The sequence below is a fragment of the Microcystis sp. LSC13-02 genome (assembly GCA_002282935.1).
In the GTDB taxonomy this organism is placed as follows: domain Bacteria; phylum Cyanobacteriota; class Cyanobacteriia; order Cyanobacteriales; family Microcystaceae; genus Microcystis.
The window spans coordinates 1-14567 of sequence record MTBT01000009.1 but is presented as its reverse complement, the minus strand read 5'-3'; the positions used below and the strand labels follow the sequence as shown (position 1 = coordinate 14567).

General features: G+C 38.8%; 18 protein-coding genes and 1 pseudogene. All 19 read right to left on the bottom strand.

All coding sequences use genetic code 11. From position 1 onward, the window contains the following. Positions 1-12 precede the first annotated feature (12 nt). The gene (locus BGL89_RS00410; RefSeq protein ID WP_286823657.1) at positions 13-1089 is read right to left on the bottom strand and encodes a glycosyltransferase family 4 protein; all 1077 of its coding nucleotides are present in this window, start codon (positions 1087-1089) and stop codon (positions 13-15) included. 60 nt (positions 1090-1149) lie between these two features. Next, the gene (locus tag BGL89_RS00405; RefSeq protein WP_286823656.1) at positions 1150-2103 is read right to left on the bottom strand and encodes a methyltransferase domain-containing protein; all 954 of its coding nucleotides are present in this window, start codon (positions 2101-2103) and stop codon (positions 1150-1152) included. A 411-nt stretch (positions 2104-2514) separates the two neighbouring features. Continuing rightward, entirely contained in the window at positions 2515-3525 is a 1011-nt protein-coding gene (locus BGL89_RS00400; protein ID WP_286823655.1) for a glycosyltransferase family 2 protein, read from the bottom strand. A 420-nt stretch (positions 3526-3945) separates the two neighbouring features. Beyond that, positions 3946-4704 (bottom strand): Uma2 family endonuclease, encoded by a 759-nt coding sequence (locus BGL89_RS00395; RefSeq protein WP_286823654.1) that lies wholly within the window; start codon positions 4702-4704, stop codon positions 3946-3948. Positions 4705-4999: 295 nt separating this feature from the next. Further along, entirely contained in the window at positions 5000-5281 is a 282-nt protein-coding gene (locus BGL89_RS00390; protein ID WP_286823653.1) for a DUF433 domain-containing protein, read from the bottom strand. Positions 5282-5495: 214 nt separating this feature from the next. After that, the gene (locus BGL89_RS00380; RefSeq protein WP_286823652.1) at positions 5496-5930 is read right to left on the bottom strand and encodes a PIN domain-containing protein; all 435 of its coding nucleotides are present in this window, start codon (positions 5928-5930) and stop codon (positions 5496-5498) included. Further along, entirely contained in the window at positions 5927-6220 is a 294-nt protein-coding gene (locus tag BGL89_RS00375; RefSeq protein WP_286823651.1) for a hypothetical protein, read from the bottom strand. Before BGL89_RS00375 ends, BGL89_RS00380 begins: the two co-directional genes overlap by 4 nt. A 98-nt stretch (positions 6221-6318) precedes the next feature. Further along, a complete protein-coding gene (locus BGL89_RS00370; protein WP_286823650.1) occupies positions 6319-7044 on the bottom strand; it encodes an FkbM family methyltransferase in 726 nt (241 codons plus the stop codon). A 2-nt stretch (positions 7045-7046) separates the two neighbouring features. Next, the gene (locus BGL89_RS00365) at positions 7047-7166 is read right to left on the bottom strand and encodes a DUF29 family protein (RefSeq protein WP_286823649.1); all 120 of its coding nucleotides are present in this window, start codon (positions 7164-7166) and stop codon (positions 7047-7049) included. 295 nt (positions 7167-7461) lie between these two features. Next, positions 7462-8598, bottom strand: a complete 1137-nt coding sequence (locus tag BGL89_RS00360; RefSeq protein WP_286823648.1) for a glycosyltransferase family 4 protein — start codon at positions 8596-8598, stop codon at positions 7462-7464. Between the two features lie 37 nt (positions 8599-8635). Next, positions 8636-9367, bottom strand: a complete 732-nt coding sequence (locus tag BGL89_RS00355; protein WP_286823647.1) for a class I SAM-dependent methyltransferase — start codon at positions 9365-9367, stop codon at positions 8636-8638. A gap of 92 nt (positions 9368-9459) precedes the next feature. Continuing rightward, positions 9460-10377 (bottom strand): glycosyltransferase family 2 protein, encoded by a 918-nt coding sequence (locus BGL89_RS00350; RefSeq protein WP_286823646.1) that lies wholly within the window; start codon positions 10375-10377, stop codon positions 9460-9462. Positions 10378-10428: 51 nt separating this feature from the next. Continuing rightward, on the bottom strand, positions 10429-10698 hold the full coding sequence (locus tag BGL89_RS00345; RefSeq protein WP_002803000.1) for a DUF2283 domain-containing protein: 270 nt from the start codon (positions 10696-10698) through the stop codon (positions 10429-10431). Beyond that, complete coding sequence (locus BGL89_RS00340) at positions 10677-11018, bottom strand: hypothetical protein (protein WP_286823645.1); 342 nt, start codon at positions 11016-11018, stop codon at positions 10677-10679. Before BGL89_RS00340 ends, BGL89_RS00345 begins: the two co-directional genes overlap by 22 nt. 233 nt (positions 11019-11251) lie before the next feature. Beyond that, positions 11252-12076 carry a Uma2 family endonuclease gene (locus tag BGL89_RS00335; RefSeq protein ID WP_286823644.1) on the bottom strand — a complete coding sequence of 275 codons (825 nt, stop codon included), beginning with the start codon at positions 12074-12076 and terminating at the stop codon, positions 11252-11254. Positions 12077-12277: 201 nt separating this feature from the next. After that, positions 12278-13071: pseudogene (locus BGL89_RS00330) on the bottom strand (Uma2 family endonuclease). Between the two features lie 196 nt (positions 13072-13267). Continuing rightward, on the bottom strand, positions 13268-13741 hold the full coding sequence (locus BGL89_RS00325) for a DUF29 domain-containing protein (protein ID WP_286823643.1): 474 nt from the start codon (positions 13739-13741) through the stop codon (positions 13268-13270). A 240-nt stretch (positions 13742-13981) separates the two neighbouring features. Then, entirely contained in the window at positions 13982-14101 is a 120-nt protein-coding gene (locus BGL89_RS00320) for a hypothetical protein (RefSeq protein ID WP_286823642.1), read from the bottom strand. Between the two features lie 42 nt (positions 14102-14143). Beyond that, entirely contained in the window at positions 14144-14308 is a 165-nt protein-coding gene (locus BGL89_RS00315; protein ID WP_286823641.1) for a DUF3782 domain-containing protein, read from the bottom strand. Positions 14309-14567: the final 259 nt, after the last annotated feature.

The following is a 14567-nucleotide window of genomic DNA, read 5'->3' as shown; positions in this document are numbered from 1 at the left end:
ATGAGAACAAGTTTAAGTTTTTTTAACTTGGACAGCTGCCTGTAATAGCTGAAGCAGTCTAGGAGCAGTTATTTTAATATTATACTTATCTTCGACAAGTTTTCTGCCCGCTAATCCCATGCTTTCCCTTAAATATCGATCATTTTTAAGTTTTTGAAAAGCTTGCAGCCATTCAGCTTGACTACTAGCGTGGAAACCGTTGATACCCTGCTCGATAATCTCGGCATTCACCCCTACTGGTGAACCAATAACTGGGCGACTAGATGCCATATATTGAATTAGTTTAAATCCGCATTTTCCTCGCTCAAATGGCGTATCAGTAAGGGGCATAATCCCTACATCAAATTGTTGCATCTCTTTCACCTCGGTTGCTTCTGACCAAGGCTTAATTTCTAAAGGGATATCCTCTATATTTGTCTCTTTGGCACCAATAGCAACGACTTTGGCACCACCATCGCGGCAAATTTCTTTTAAAACAGGAGCTAGTTCTTTGATATAATTAAAAAACTTCAGTGGGGTTCCTATCCAGCCGATGGTAAAGACTTCATTTTGAGGAGCTTTTGATAAAGGATAGCGATCAATATCGACGACGGTAGGTAATATTTCTACCCATTTAGCTCCTGCTTGTGTTGCTCTGTTAGCTAAGTAATCATTTCCCGCAATCACTAAGCGAGCATTCTGCATTACTCGATCGATTTTCTGTCCCAATAGCCATCTAACTACAGAAGCAGAATGTTGATCGTAACGGTGAAAAACTGCGTCATCATAATCAACTAAATAAGGTGTTCTTCCTCTGAGCAACAGTAATTCTAGCCAAGCTGGTAGCCAAGGTAATGCTTCCTTTTCCAACCAGATTAAATCGTATTTTTGAGATTTCAACAGCAGCGAAATTCTCTGTTGATAAGCAGATAATAATCTCGATAAAGGGTATTTTTCCCCTAAGTAGCGAGTTCTAAGATAATCATTATCTAATAAGGGAGCGGTCTCAACCTCTATTCCCTCTTTTTTCAAATAAGGCAAATATTGGTAAGTACGATAGCGGCTGCTAGCTCCTAAAGTATCGTAGCGACTGAATAACAAAGTTTTCATCACTGTTGAGGATTTAATTAGATTATTTTCTTGTATAAACTGGAGAGTTGACGATATTCTCTAGGTATGGCGAAGATTATTAGCTCCCTTATATCTCTCAATAATCATTTGATCAGAAACTACTTTCTCAGGAGATTTTTCTCCTAAGAAATATGTACAAGAAGCTCCATCGAGAGCTTGAGGATTATTTTTGAATAGATAGTCAAAATATTTAAGCCAAGAAAACATTAATCTCACCATCGCTTTAGTTAATAATCTTGAGGTATTATTGCCAGTAAAACATAAAGCGAAATGTTCGATAGACCAGACTAAAACTGTTCCAGGTCCTGCCACTAAACCACTGGAAATTTCTGAAAAATAGTTAAACAAGCGCCGATGACCGGAGAGGGTATATCTGGTAAAATCATAGGCCCCTTCATGAACCTGCTGCATAAAGGGAATTTCTGAATAAATTACCCCACCATCTTTGAGAACTCTGTGCATTTCACTAACGACTTTTTCGGGGTAGAGAACGTGCTCTAAAACTGCTGTGGTAATAATACCATGAAAAACTTGGTCTTGAAAAGGAAGATCGTGAGCATCACAGAATAAATCGACATCTGCATTAACATCAACATCGGAATAGATCAATTTGATATTGCTATATTCTGACATTAACCTATCCAAATCTCTTTTCTGATTTCCTCCACCCACAACCAAGACATAGGCTGGGGTAAACTTTTTTAAAGTCTGAGCAAAATTTTGAATCCTCTCAACATGGTTGAATGCAATCGAGGGACTAGGGACAATTTTTGAGAATATATTTTTTTTCTCTTTTGAACTGTAATTAGTAACCGCATTAGTATAAAAAGAGGGAGAAAAAATTTCATTATCTTCTCGAATGAATACTGGTTTATTATTAATAATAGCAAATTCAGAACTACAGTTTTTGCAAATAATCTGATGATCGTCAAAAATTAATTGACTACTTTGGCACTTAGGGCATTGACTCAACGTCTCGATAAATTGATTCATTTTTTACTCCGATTGATTAGTTAAAAGTCTGTTTTTTCTCAAGAAACAAAGTTACACTGGCAACATACTTAAGAAAAAATATAGATAAAAACTCCAAGATAAATGAGCTATAATGGTTGGTATAGATTGATTTTGGTGTTCGTTTCATTTTTTTGTCTAGGTATAGTTGATAAAGTTCCCTCGCATATCTAAAAGATGTTCTTAAATTAGATATTTTGCCCATATTTAAAGTCTCTTGGCAGCTGATATAGTTGGTAAAATAATGTCAATAATCCGTATGTTTTTCAGTCCAATCGTCCAAAGATATACCCGATTCTTTATTCTGCTGTACTCTGCATAGAAAGTTTATAACTCCTTTAAATTGTTTATTGCTGAAATATGCTCCTGCAAATATCGCTCGAATAAAAAGGATTATTTGCAGTTTTTTAAAACTTTTTTCAAGGTTTTGTAATCGGTATGTAAATGGATATTGTTTCTAACAACTAAACCTCGTACAGCCCCCCAAATCCAAGATAAAATCAGCCCACACAAACCAAAATTATCATAAATAACTCTAGCGTACTCCTGCTTACAATTCGCTAATTTTGAGTTATCTTGATAGGAACTACTGGCACCACCAAGTCTAAAAAAAGCAATTGTAGATTTGTCTTTGATTGACGATGCACTCATCTTATAAATCTTTTGATTAAGATCGAAGTCAGCATATATTTTATATTTCGTGTTGAACGGAAGTTGAGCAAGTAGGTTTTTCTTAATGAATAGTCCTTGGGGACATAAAGTATTTTTTAACACAATCAATGGATTATATCTACTGATCCGTAGCTGACCGTTATCCATAATTACATTGCCATGAATTATGTCCGTATTGTTTAAACTTGCTTTCTGAATAGATTGGCTAGGTATATTTAACAATATATCATCGCTCCCCAAGTAGTAAATGTAATCTCCTTGACTCAATTTCCAGCCTTTATTCATCGCATCATATATACCTTCGTCAGGTTCGCTCAACCAATAATCTATCTGATCATCATACTTACGAATAATATCAATTGTGCTGTCAGTAGAACCTCCGTCTATAATAATGTACTCAACATTATTGTAAGACTGGCTAATGACACTCTGAATTGCTTGCTCTAAGTGCTTTTCTCCATTAAAAACTACCGTTATAATAGTAACCAGCGGAACCGCAAATTTTTCCGATAACTCACTTGTCTCCCTGTAGGAGTGCTTGAAATATCCCTTTGTTCTTAATCCCCCTTCTCCCTTGCGTTCTGGATTTGGTGGCAAAAATAAATGAGATTGCACTTTTGCAGAAGAATCGTTAATAATAGCAGGCCTCTCCACAGTTACTCGGCGAGTTGTAGAGAAGTTAGCATCTAGCTCGATAGTTTTTTTCTCTTGCAATGGTGGTTTTATTGTCATATCTTATCTTGATATTGGCAAGCTACAAGCGTTTTAATCGTAATTACAACTAGGTCAGTTTATAATTAGCTATATAGAATGAGAAAGATTATTCTAGCTCTCTCATACCTGCTAAAGTACTATTAAACTAGCCTGCGGGTTATATCAGCTAATGTAATTAGCTAAAAAAATTAACTTTAAGATTTAGAGCCATTGTACCTGATGATGAACTTATTGTAAAGAAAATTTTTAACCAGCCAATACTAGAAAGCCAACGGCTCTCCCGATATAATGGGAAAAAATGTTCTCATCCTAAATCTGGTTATTAAAAACTGATTATTTATTCTCCGTTTTGCCTCTTGCATGAGTGCCTCTCCTCATAAGTAGCCTATACTCAACGGATTTAGTATCATATCTTCTATTTAGCTTCCTGGAGAGTCATTATTCCGGCAAATCTCCAAAACGCTCTCGATAGCGTTGAAGCAATGCTTCTAAATCCTCAGCCCGCATTCTTTCCTGTTCAGCCCGCATTCTTTCCTGTTCAGCCCGCATTCTCTCCTGTTCAGCCCGCATTCTCTCCTGTTCAGCCCGCTCTGACTCCGTGGGCAGTAAATCGCCAGCAAAAGTCGCCCAACGCAACCACACTGCCTCGACTCCCTTATACTCCCCTTGCCAGCGTACCAAGGACAACCCTAGTCTTTGACTGAAAAATCTTTCTCCCTCCTCTAGAGATAATGGCTCGTAGTTGCCTTCTCTGAGGATAAAACCTGCCCAGTCTTCAGGATTAAAGGGATCGTACCAGAAATATTCTGGCACTCGCAAACGGTCCTGATAGATGGCTTTCTTTTCAGTTTTATCCTGTGGAGCGGTACTTTCGGAAAGGAGTTCGATAACCACGTCGGGAGCTTTCCCTTCTTCCCAAACCACCCAGCTTTTTCTTTCCGCTTTGGGAACCCCCAGGACGGCAAAAAAATCGGGTCCGCGAAATTCCTCGCTTTTTAACTGTGCGGCACTGAAATAAACGAACATATTGCCCCCCACATAGCCATCTTCCCTAGCAGCTAACCAGGGTAACAAGGCATCAATGAGGATATCCATCTGGAGTTTATGTCGTTGGGTTTCCATGGGAACGCCGTCATCACAGGGCAATTCATCTTGGGTGGGCAGTGAAGGTCGAGAAGGGGCAATAGTGGAAGTCATCGGAGCTACACTGGTGATTAGACTTATGGGGCTTTTTCCTCTGGCACTGGGGAAAAGAATCTAGGCTCTTCGGTTTGTGTTATGCAATGGACGGGGGTTATAAGGGATGTAACCCTTATAGAGCGAACTAATCAATTAAATCTCTTGCCAGATAAGGATTTAGTCGATTTATGCCCCCCTATCGAACCATACCAAGTAACGAAGAACCAGAATCTACTGGCTAGAATTGAGATGGGGGCAAAATACTATGGTCATTATAGCCTTCTTCTAGGAAATTAGATTTTTTAAACATATATTATAGGCTTGAGCTGCCTTCAATTTTTGGTACAGCAAAGGACTCCTTTTCACCCTTTTTAAGATAGGCGTCGACAAGCTCTCGATTGGCCAGATAGAAAGCGATCGCACCATAAACCTGTTCGAGGGAAAGGAGTGGGAAATTTTGGGCAATGCTTTCGGGGGATTCTCCGTTCAAGAAAGAATAGACAACTGAATCAAGAGAGATACGAGTTCCTTCGAGCCAATATTCTTCTTCTCGTTGCTCGATGTACTGTTTTGTCGGAATGGAGGCTAATTTCATAGGAGCAATGTTGCTGTTTAGCTAAAAGGATAGAGGATAAGCTGTTTATTTTGGGGTAATCCTAAGAGATAGCGAGCAGTATTTTTCTCGATTGGTTTATATCTTTGAATATCTAAGCTATTGGCAATTACTTCTATCCGTAAATCCTAAAATAGAGGACTATTTCTAACACAATCTGCTAATCATCGAATCCTACATTTGAGGCAGTCCTCTTTCAATTCTTCTCTTCTGAATGGAAATATAAGTGGACTCTATCTGATGTCCAAGTTGGAACCCCTGTTCCAAAGAAATCTTGATCTTCCGTCCAGATCGGGCAGTTAAAAAGAAGTGCGGTTGCTAAAATCGGCCAGTCATCAATATCTCTTTGTTTTATGCGTTTTATGGCCTCTGATTGATATTGGCTATAGAGCGAAGCTGGCACAACCTCTACAATGCTCGATATGCGGCCGAATCCTTCTCTGACAAGTGCCAGATCAAGTCCCTTGCAAGCGGCTATTTTGGGAATGTATTCTTCTGCATCCTCAAGACAGACATCGGGAGTTAGAAAACAAGCGTTGTCGCCGACAGATTGCATCAACCTCCCCACCTTCACCCCGAATACACTTCTTATGATGATATTAGCGTCGAGAACGACGAATTTGAGTCTCACCCGTCTAAATCCTTTCTCTGATTGGCTCTGTCCGCTTCACACATCTGACGAAACTCACGAACAATATCGTCTTCGGAAATTCCCTTTTGACTTAACAGGTACTCAAATTGAGCGGCCACCGCTTGTAAGGCAGCGATATCGGCGCTTTTACTCCCCTGTTTAACGGGGAAATAGAACCCAACAGTATGACCGTGACGTAGTACCTCAACGGGAGTCTCACCGTATATGTATTTAGGGAGTTCGCTCCGAAATTCTCGCACCCCAATTTTCTCAATGTCATGCTTATCCATAGTCTCTCTCGTTGTGTACGCATTGTGTACATAGTGTAGCACTATTTGAGAAGGGATATCAACAAATAACTTTGCTCATGTTTTACCATATTAAAAATCTAATCTGGTTTAAAGAAAATACCATCCATTTGCAACATCCTTCCAGTTTTTTCGGCTGTAAAACCTGGTTCAATACCGTACAGTTCGTAACCTAATTTTTCTACAATGTCAATCATTTCTTTAAACAGGACTTGACCTTCGTAGAGAGGGACTAAAGATAATTCCAGCTTAATGCCTTTAACCAAAGGCAAAATTGCAGTTGCCCCTTCTATCACTTGCTTTTCCAATCCTTGCACGTCTATTTTGAGGAAAATGGATTTAGTTTCGCTTTTGATATAGTCCTTGGCAAGAGTATCTAGTCTGCTCAATTTTACTGTTTCTGAACCAGAGTAAGCTGATTCGGGTGCAGATTCTAAGTGAGCATCCAGCATTGGCAAAGCTGAACTACTCTGACTATTACCAGCAATATTGATGGTAATTTCACCTTCTTGGTTGCCGATGGCAGCTTGAGGAGCAATTTCCCACAGCGGATCTTTTTTACTAACAGCTTTTAACTGAGAGTAAGCACTTGACAGTGGTTCAAAGGAAACAATCCTCCCCGAATAGCCTAATTCTCGCAGTAATTTAGCATACTGCCCAATATTAGCACCAACATCGAATACTAAGTCAATATTGTGATAGGTTAACAAGCGATGCATTTTCGCCGCTTCGGATGTTTGGACATTGTATCTTTTTAGATCAATTCCTAAACTTCTGGAGAGTTTCTTAATCGTTTTTTTGAGCATGGCTAATGTAATTCCTCAATTAAGTGTTCAACATCCAGTTCTTCAAATTGGCGATTTTCTAATTTTTGAATTGTCTGGTCAATCCAGAGATTGAAGTCACAAGCATATAGATTGGCAAGCACTTTTCATTTTTCATTTTTCTTGATTTTGTTAAGACTTAACTACCCGAATTGTAGCATGAGCGGCTCTCTTGTAACTATGTTAGTCCGTACAGCAGTCAAACACTACATAGTAAAGAGAAACTTGACCACGATAAAGGGAGCAATCTTCTCGTATCAAAACACGTATCGGATTAGGGGAGCGAAATGTCAGACACAATAGTTCCCGCAGGAAATCGGGCAGTAAATTCTTGATCTATTTTCTCACGAGCGCAACCTCACAATAGTTTAGCATATTTTAACAACTTTCTCGATCAAACTAAAGTAGTGAGGCGTAGATTGAGTGGGTTTGTTCTGCACATTTTTCCCAAGAAAAATTCTTTACCCTTGCCTTTCCTAATTCTACAAGCTTTTTTGTAAAATCTGAATCAAATAATACTTTTTCTAGCGCATTAGCAATACTCTCTATATCATAGGGATCGAAAAATTCGGCTGCATTACCAGCCACTTCTGGAAATGAACTTGTGTTGCTACAGACAACGGGACAGCCAAATGACATAGCTTCCAGGATTGGGATGCCAAATCCTTCGTATAAAGAAGGATAGACAAAGGCCGATGCTTGACTGTATAATTTTGCCAAAGTTTGATCGTCACCATTGATAGGTAGAATTTTATCTTCACTTAGTCCTAAACCGTGAATTAAATTAAGTTCATCTTGAGAAAATTTCTTACCTCCCGCACATAACAAATTGAAGTTACTATTAAGACTAGAATGGCTGGCATAGGCTTTAACTAATCTAGGAAAGTTTTTGTACCATTCTCGCTGTCCAACATAGAGAATGTAAGGATGATAAGAATTTTGCTTATATAATTTAGAAGTTACTGAAGGCGCAGAACTTAGAGAGTAACCAAGATAGACCACAGCTATTTTTTGAGCATCTATATCAAAAATATTTATCAGATCTTTCTTAGTACTGTTAGAAATACAGATGATATGATCTGCCCTCTTAATTGCTTGTAATTTAATAGACGAAAAGTCTTTTTTTCTTGCCAAGAATAAGTTAGCAGATTTAGGTGCAGAATCAGCGAATTTTTCATGAATCATATCATATACTGTAATTACTTTTTTAGTTTTAGATGAATTAGCAGCAATGCTATCAAAAGTGTAGTATGTTTCATGAAGAATATCAGGAGTATCATATTTGATCCAGACTTTAGATATTAGATTGTTGATATAATCTACAATCCTAGTTGTTTTAGGTATTGATGGTCTTTTCCATCCATCAACCAAATTAGGAGGACAATGCTTTAAATATTCATTTATATATAAACCCGCCAGAATTTTTACTTCACAATCGTCGAAGTTTGCCATTCGTGTGGATAACTCGTAAAGATACCGAGAAACTCCACCATATTTTTGAAAGGTAAAAACTTGATGATCGTAGACAATTTTCATGACATTAATTTGTCTGTAGTTATGTGATCTATTTTGTTCAAATTTGTTTTAAAATAATATCTCTATCTGAAAATAATTTGCTTTTCATTCGTTTACTAATATATTCATATAACAACTTAGAAAGCCTTCCAGATAAAATCTTGAATAATCGATTATTAATCGTTTTGTCAGTAAGGATATGCAAACCATAATTGCTAGTATAATAAAAATTTAAGGACATTTGTTTTGCTAAGAAATCGAGAGTCTTGTGCTGAAAAAAAGATATGTGCTGACCTGTTTCATGGGCATAGTACCACCAATCATTTGGTGCTGGAGGAAGCCCATCAAAAAGCTGAGTTGAAAAGATAAAAGTTTTGCATTCTGTATCTTCGAGTGCTTTAGATATAAATTCTACAGGATCATACACGTGTTCAAGAACTTCAAATGCAGTAACTGCCGAAAAAGCATTGTTTGTATTACTAGCTTCAAAATAATTTGCGAATATATTTTGACAGTATAAATCTGACCAGTAAAAGTCAAACCCTACATCTCTCATCAACCTTGTTAATAGTCCATAGCCACCTGCTATATCTAAATATTTACCATTTTTTTCAAATAAATAATATAAAATACAAGTTAATTTTTTGGATATAGTAATATTTCTCGCTACTAATCCTGTATCTGTAGATGCTATGGCACTTTGATATGATTCTTCTAACCAGTATGGTTTCTCAGTTTGCAGGAAACCACAATTTTGGCAAAAAAAGTAATCAACTTCATATTTTCCCAAAAGTTTGGCTCTAAAAATATTTTCTCTGTCTGATTGACAAATTGGACATTTGCTGTTCATGTGTACTGTAATCGACTCAACTATTAGAGTAATTAATTTAGGATTTGCTTAATTTTACTGTTGAAACGAAGCCATAAATTTGAAGCATAATTATTATTATGAGTAAAATCATCCGCTTCAACATGGCGCAGCAAAAATGGGGGATGTTTTAAAGGGAAAATCATCTCTTCTACCGGAAGATTGGCAACTTTACTTTTACTACTGCTTGTATGAGTAGCACCTTCACCAAATCCAATATTACTAACTAAATTTACATTAGGAAGGATAGTTAGACCATTCTGAATCCAACAGGCAAAAGTCCAAGGATAATCCCAAGTATCAATTTTACCATCATAATAAGTTTGAAAAATCTTCGTCCAGTATTTGACAGCCTGAGTTTTTCCTAAAATAGACTCAAGCCAGCCACCATCACTAATTTCTTGCCATAGCTTCATTTTAAGATCATAATATTGCCAGGCTCGCCTCCAAGTTGCCCAACCCCAAATATGATTATAGCGAGAAAAATAGTAACTGTACTCTGTGCGCCTTCTTCCAAACTGGAAGTTATCACCCGAAATAGCCATAATTCGTTTATCATCTCGATAATAATCGAGCAATTCTTGGCAAAAGCGAAAAAAACTAGGATATGGCAAGCAATCATCCTCAAGAATAATTGCTTCTTCAACTGTGTTAAAAACCCAATCTAAACCACTCGATACCCGATTCTTACAACCTAGATTTGCATCAGAATAATTCTTCAAAACCGCACAATCCCAATCAACTCCATCAATAATAGCACGAGCAGCCTTACACTTTTCAACATCATCCGGTCTATCTGGACGGGGACCATCGGCAACCACTAATAACTTAGGTGGTTTAGCCTGACGAATAGCTTCAAATACTCTCGCCGTCGTATCAGGTCGATTAAAAATCAGGAAGGCGACAGGAGTGGTTAGTTGGAAGTCAGCCATAGACGAATTTGCTGTTAACTTGTGGTATCCTAACCCACCCTGACCAAATTGTCAACCCATTTCAGGATTTTCAGAGCCATTAATTTTATTTTCACTATCTCCACTGTTAAAATCCGAAGCTTTCAAGACAGTTAATCCAACTAAGTCTCGATCTCTATAATGATAGATAATATTGTCTTCTAGCAAACTATCATTGGCTCTTTGAGGCTTACGAAAGCTAATATATAAAACATCTGCTTCTTCATCATAATCTATCCAGATTCTTGAAGAAGGTGCGGTTAGCAAATAAGGAATTGATTTTAAGAGATTGACTTCTGCCATAGGATGCCTCGCTTGATAATTTTTTCGCAGGAGGATGTCAAAAAAGCAGTTATGACAAATCCATCGTTCTTTAGTTCTTTATAGATGACGACCGCGTCTTTTCTTGAGATAACAGTTTTCGGATAATGTTTTAGTGCTATTAGCTCATCAGTCCATCCCTTAACAATCAAATCAGGTTCAGCAATAGTTTCTAGTACCATATCAATACATCCGGCCATGTAATCATGATTCTCTGTAATGTGTGACCATTGCTTATAAGTTAAACGAATTGGCAAACCATTTCGAGAAATTACAACTTCGATAACGTTTTGGGATGTCATATTACTATCGTTTAGTAATAAGGGAAGCTCAAAATTACTTTCTAGAGGACAAAATAGATCATCCAAGCGAAAAGTAGTCTGTTTGAGTTCATAAACGAAATTTACTTTTAGCTTTGGCTACTTTAACCCATCCTGACCAAATTGTCAACCCAGAGCTGCATAGCCGCTGCTTCGACCGTCAGAGTGACTGAGTAAGATACTTTCATGGCTTAGAAAATCCATTCATTATTTTCTCAATTTAACTGCCCGAATTGTTCCTGGTAACGAGCCAACAAAGCTTCTAGTTCTAGAACTCGCTGTCGTTCGCGTTGAGCTTCCTGCTCGGCGCGTTGAGCTTCCTGCTCGGCGCGTTGAGCTTCCTGCTCGGCGCGTTGAGCTTCCTGCTCGGCGCGTTGGGTTTCCTGCTCGGTAGGAGTCAGTATCCAATTGCCGTCTCGTCCGTACCAGCGCAACCACAACCGCTCAATGCCTTGACAATTTCCTGCCCAAAGTCCCAATCCCAATTGTACTTCCTCTAGCCACAACTGCTGGTTTTCTAGTCTTAAAGGCTGATATTTTCCTGATTTTAAGGTAAATGCCTGCAATTGGTTGCTGTAGCGATCGAACACCACATAGTAGGGAATGCCTAAAATTCGTTCGTAAACTTCCCACTTGGTGGGAGGTTGGTTGATTCCCCGCACGGTACGCCCTAAATCTTCTGCTTCCGTTCCAGGAGAGAGTAATTCGATGGCGATGAAGGGAACAATTTCTTCCTGCCAAATCACATAACTCAGGCGCAATTCCTCTCCTTGGTACAGCCGCGAGACTCCCAAAGCGGCAAACCAGTCCGGCCGCTTGTACCATTGGGGATGGTAAGGGTCGTAGTAGAGATTTAGATCGCTGGCGATAAATATTTCTTCGGCAGGATAGTTAGAAGGTCGAAAGGTCTGGCGCAATAATTCGGGTTGGAAGAGATGAAATTCGTCAGGCAAGCCAGGTTCCTCCGGGTTTTCGCTGGGGAGGTCGTACATGGTTGGTAACATTTCTTTGGGTGGAAGGGACGGCGTTCTCTGGTACATGGGGGGAATGTTGCTAGTTTGGTGTTTAGTTTAGCAAGATAATATGGCATTCATGTCAATTTTAGACCCCTGAACGCCGCAAGTCTTGATGCACAATAAATCGGAACAGTCGTCAATTCCTCGTTCTCCATTGGTGAAAATGCCGATTCAAAAATGAAGTACCCCACTGGGGGAGTCTTACCAAAATCCGCCCAGACGAAGTCAGAGACTTTCGGGATTAATCCCCAATTCCCTAAGTTTAGTCGCCAATCGCTCAGCTTTCTGTTGTGCTTCCTCAGCTTTCCCTCAGCTTTCTGTTGTGCTTCCTCAGCTTTCTGTTGTGCTTCCTCAGCTTTCTGTTGTGCTTCCTCAGCTTTCTGTTGTGCTTCCTCAGCCGACTCTCGCTCGGTTGGTAACAATATTCCATCTAAAGTTGCCCAGCGAATCCAGACGGTTGTTACCCCTCTATATTCTCCCTGCCAACGAACTAAAGCTAATCCCAAACGACCACTGATTAGCCATCCTTTCTCGTTGGGTTGCCGTGGTTCATATACACCATCAACCAAGACAAATTCGGTCAAATCTTCAGGGTTAAAAGGATCGTACCAGAAATATTCAGGGACTCGTAACTTATCTTGATAAATCTGTTTTTTCTCGGTTTTGTCTATTTGGGCGGTACTTTCTGAGAGTAGTTCAATCACTACATCGGGGGCTTTTCCCTCCTCCCAAGTAACCCAACTTTTTCGCTCCCCTTTTGGTACTCCTAAGACGGCAAAAAAATCAGGTCCTTTGAAGTCTTGATTTTTAAGTTGTGCTGTGCTGAAATAGACGAACATATTGCCACTGGCATAACCATCTTCTCGTCGGTCTAGCCAAGGAGATATAGTGTCTATTAACAAATCCATCTGCCATTTATGCCTTTGAGTTTCCATGGGTACTCCATCATCGCAGGGAAGTTCATCTTGCGTGGGTAATGCAGTTAACTGCATCGGTTGACTAAGCGTCAGAGTTTCCATATTTCTGTCCTATATTTTGGGTTCAGTTATTTAGATTTCCTAGATTTTTTGTACTCTTTCAGACAAATACTACTTTAATTAACTGGCTATAGCAATTCTAAATGAGTCGTGAACGAGTAAGGAGCTTAATCCCATTGTTCAGCTGCTTGTTCTCAAGGGTTTAGGGGATTACTATATGTTACATCACAATTCTAGGCTAAGACTCATTTAAGTAGAAATCATCATCCAAGAGCTGCTCAATTGAAAAAGGACAGGTGATTGGATAATCATTTTCTAATGGTATGCGAACGCCAAATTTAGCTTTTTTTCCATCTCTAATTGCCAGCTTGCGAGCGTCTGGATATACTGAGGAAACTGCTGTTGACAGATAGGGATTGAGAGATGGAGTATCTCGCAAGCTTTTTTGAACTCGCTGCCGGTGTTCGTTGATTGAATCATACCAACTGCCTGTCATAGCATCAGGCCCATCGCCTTGTATCTTGAGCTTGAGTAAATGAGCCAACAAAACCATTAAGTTACTTTCTAAGGCTCTTTTTTCTGACTTGCCCAAGTCTTGTAATTCCTCAATTAAGTGTTCAACGTCTAGTCGTTCAAATTGACGATCTTTTAATTGTTGGATTGTCTGCTCAATCCAACAATTAAAATCAGAATCATATAAAATAGTGGACATTTCTCGCAGTTTTATTAATGATATAACTCCGACAATCTTAATATTAACAAATATTTGTCCGTTTTGTCAAGTAGCGATCACCTGATAATTTCCTTGTACTATTTATCTTCCTTAACCTTCCTTTTATTAACTGACTTCTCCATCTCTTGCAGAACTATAAACTTCTATTCCTAAATTTTTAGCTATTTCCTGCGCCTTGAAATCTACCGTCAGTGAAATAACTATCTTGCAGTTGGATTCTTATTGGTGTCGCTGCTGATAAAATTGTACTTTTTTATCGAAAGTGTACATATCTGATTTACTCATGGAGGATTGGATTTCGCCAATTATTAACAGTCCATTTTTGATTAACAAATCCAATTCTATCCGGTCTGGCCTGCCAAAGACTTTGCCTTCGTCATCCTATTCAGTAACATTAATCACCGGCACTCCGAAAGACTCTTCTAAAATTGTTTTCAGAGCATCCCAGAAAGATTCCTCCGAGTGCGGTCCCCATATCGCTCCCAAAGCACCAACACTACTGTCGTAATAGTCCCGCATTTCCCTATCTTGGAGAATTTCGGGCATTTATTGGCGGATAATCGCCTTAATATATTCTTGTGTCATGACTTTTAGATCGCAGGCCACCTCTTTAATTCTATTATATCGAAGGCGATTGCGGTTGTGTCCAACTTCATTTATCTTCACTTTTTTCAAGCGCAAATGATGGTAGAATTAAGACCTAGAAGCTAAAACTCAGCAATTCTCATTTTAAAAAGTAACAAGTGATACAGACAGAAACAAAGCTTTAAGCAAGCTACAAAATGCGCTCCCGCGAGTGCGACTG

What these genes read in the sequence shown, in the direction of transcription:
- BGL89_RS00405 (WP_286823656.1), bottom strand. Translation starts at nt 2,103, where the DNA reads ATGAATCAATTTATCGAGACGTTGAGTCAATGCCCTAAGTGCCAAAGT.
- BGL89_RS00395 (WP_286823654.1), bottom strand. Translation starts at nt 4,704, where the DNA reads ATGACTTCCACTATTGCCCCTTCTCGACCTTCACTGCCCACCCAAGAT.
- BGL89_RS00390 (WP_286823653.1), bottom strand. Translation starts at nt 5,281, where the DNA reads ATGAAATTAGCCTCCATTCCGACAAAACAGTACATCGAGCAACGAGAA.
- BGL89_RS00360 (WP_286823648.1), bottom strand. Translation starts at nt 8,598, where the DNA reads ATGAAAATTGTCTACGATCATCAAGTTTTTACCTTTCAAAAATATGGT.
- BGL89_RS00345 (WP_002803000.1), bottom strand. Translation starts at nt 10,698, where the DNA reads ATGGCAGAAGTCAATCTCTTAAAATCAATTCCTTATTTGCTAACCGCA.
- BGL89_RS00340 (WP_286823645.1), bottom strand. Translation starts at nt 11,018, where the DNA reads ATGACATCCCAAAACGTTATCGAAGTTGTAATTTCTCGAAATGGTTTG.
- BGL89_RS00375 (WP_286823651.1), bottom strand. Translation starts at nt 6,220, where the DNA reads ATGGATAAGCATGACATTGAGAAAATTGGGGTGCGAGAATTTCGGAGC.
- BGL89_RS00335 (WP_286823644.1), bottom strand. Translation starts at nt 12,076, where the DNA reads ATGTACCAGAGAACGCCGTCCCTTCCACCCAAAGAAATGTTACCAACC.
- BGL89_RS00325 (WP_286823643.1), bottom strand. Translation starts at nt 13,741, where the DNA reads ATGTCCACTATTTTATATGATTCTGATTTTAATTGTTGGATTGAGCAG.
- BGL89_RS00400 (WP_286823655.1), bottom strand. Translation starts at nt 3,525, where the DNA reads ATGACAATAAAACCACCATTGCAAGAGAAAAAAACTATCGAGCTAGAT.
- BGL89_RS00350 (WP_286823646.1), bottom strand. Translation starts at nt 10,377, where the DNA reads ATGGCTGACTTCCAACTAACCACTCCTGTCGCCTTCCTGATTTTTAAT.
- BGL89_RS00370 (WP_286823650.1), bottom strand. Translation starts at nt 7,044, where the DNA reads ATGCTCAAAAAAACGATTAAGAAACTCTCCAGAAGTTTAGGAATTGAT.
- BGL89_RS00410 (WP_286823657.1), bottom strand. Translation starts at nt 1,089, where the DNA reads ATGAAAACTTTGTTATTCAGTCGCTACGATACTTTAGGAGCTAGCAGC.
- BGL89_RS00315 (WP_286823641.1), bottom strand. Translation starts at nt 14,308, where the DNA reads ATGCCCGAAATTCTCCAAGATAGGGAAATGCGGGACTATTACGACAGT.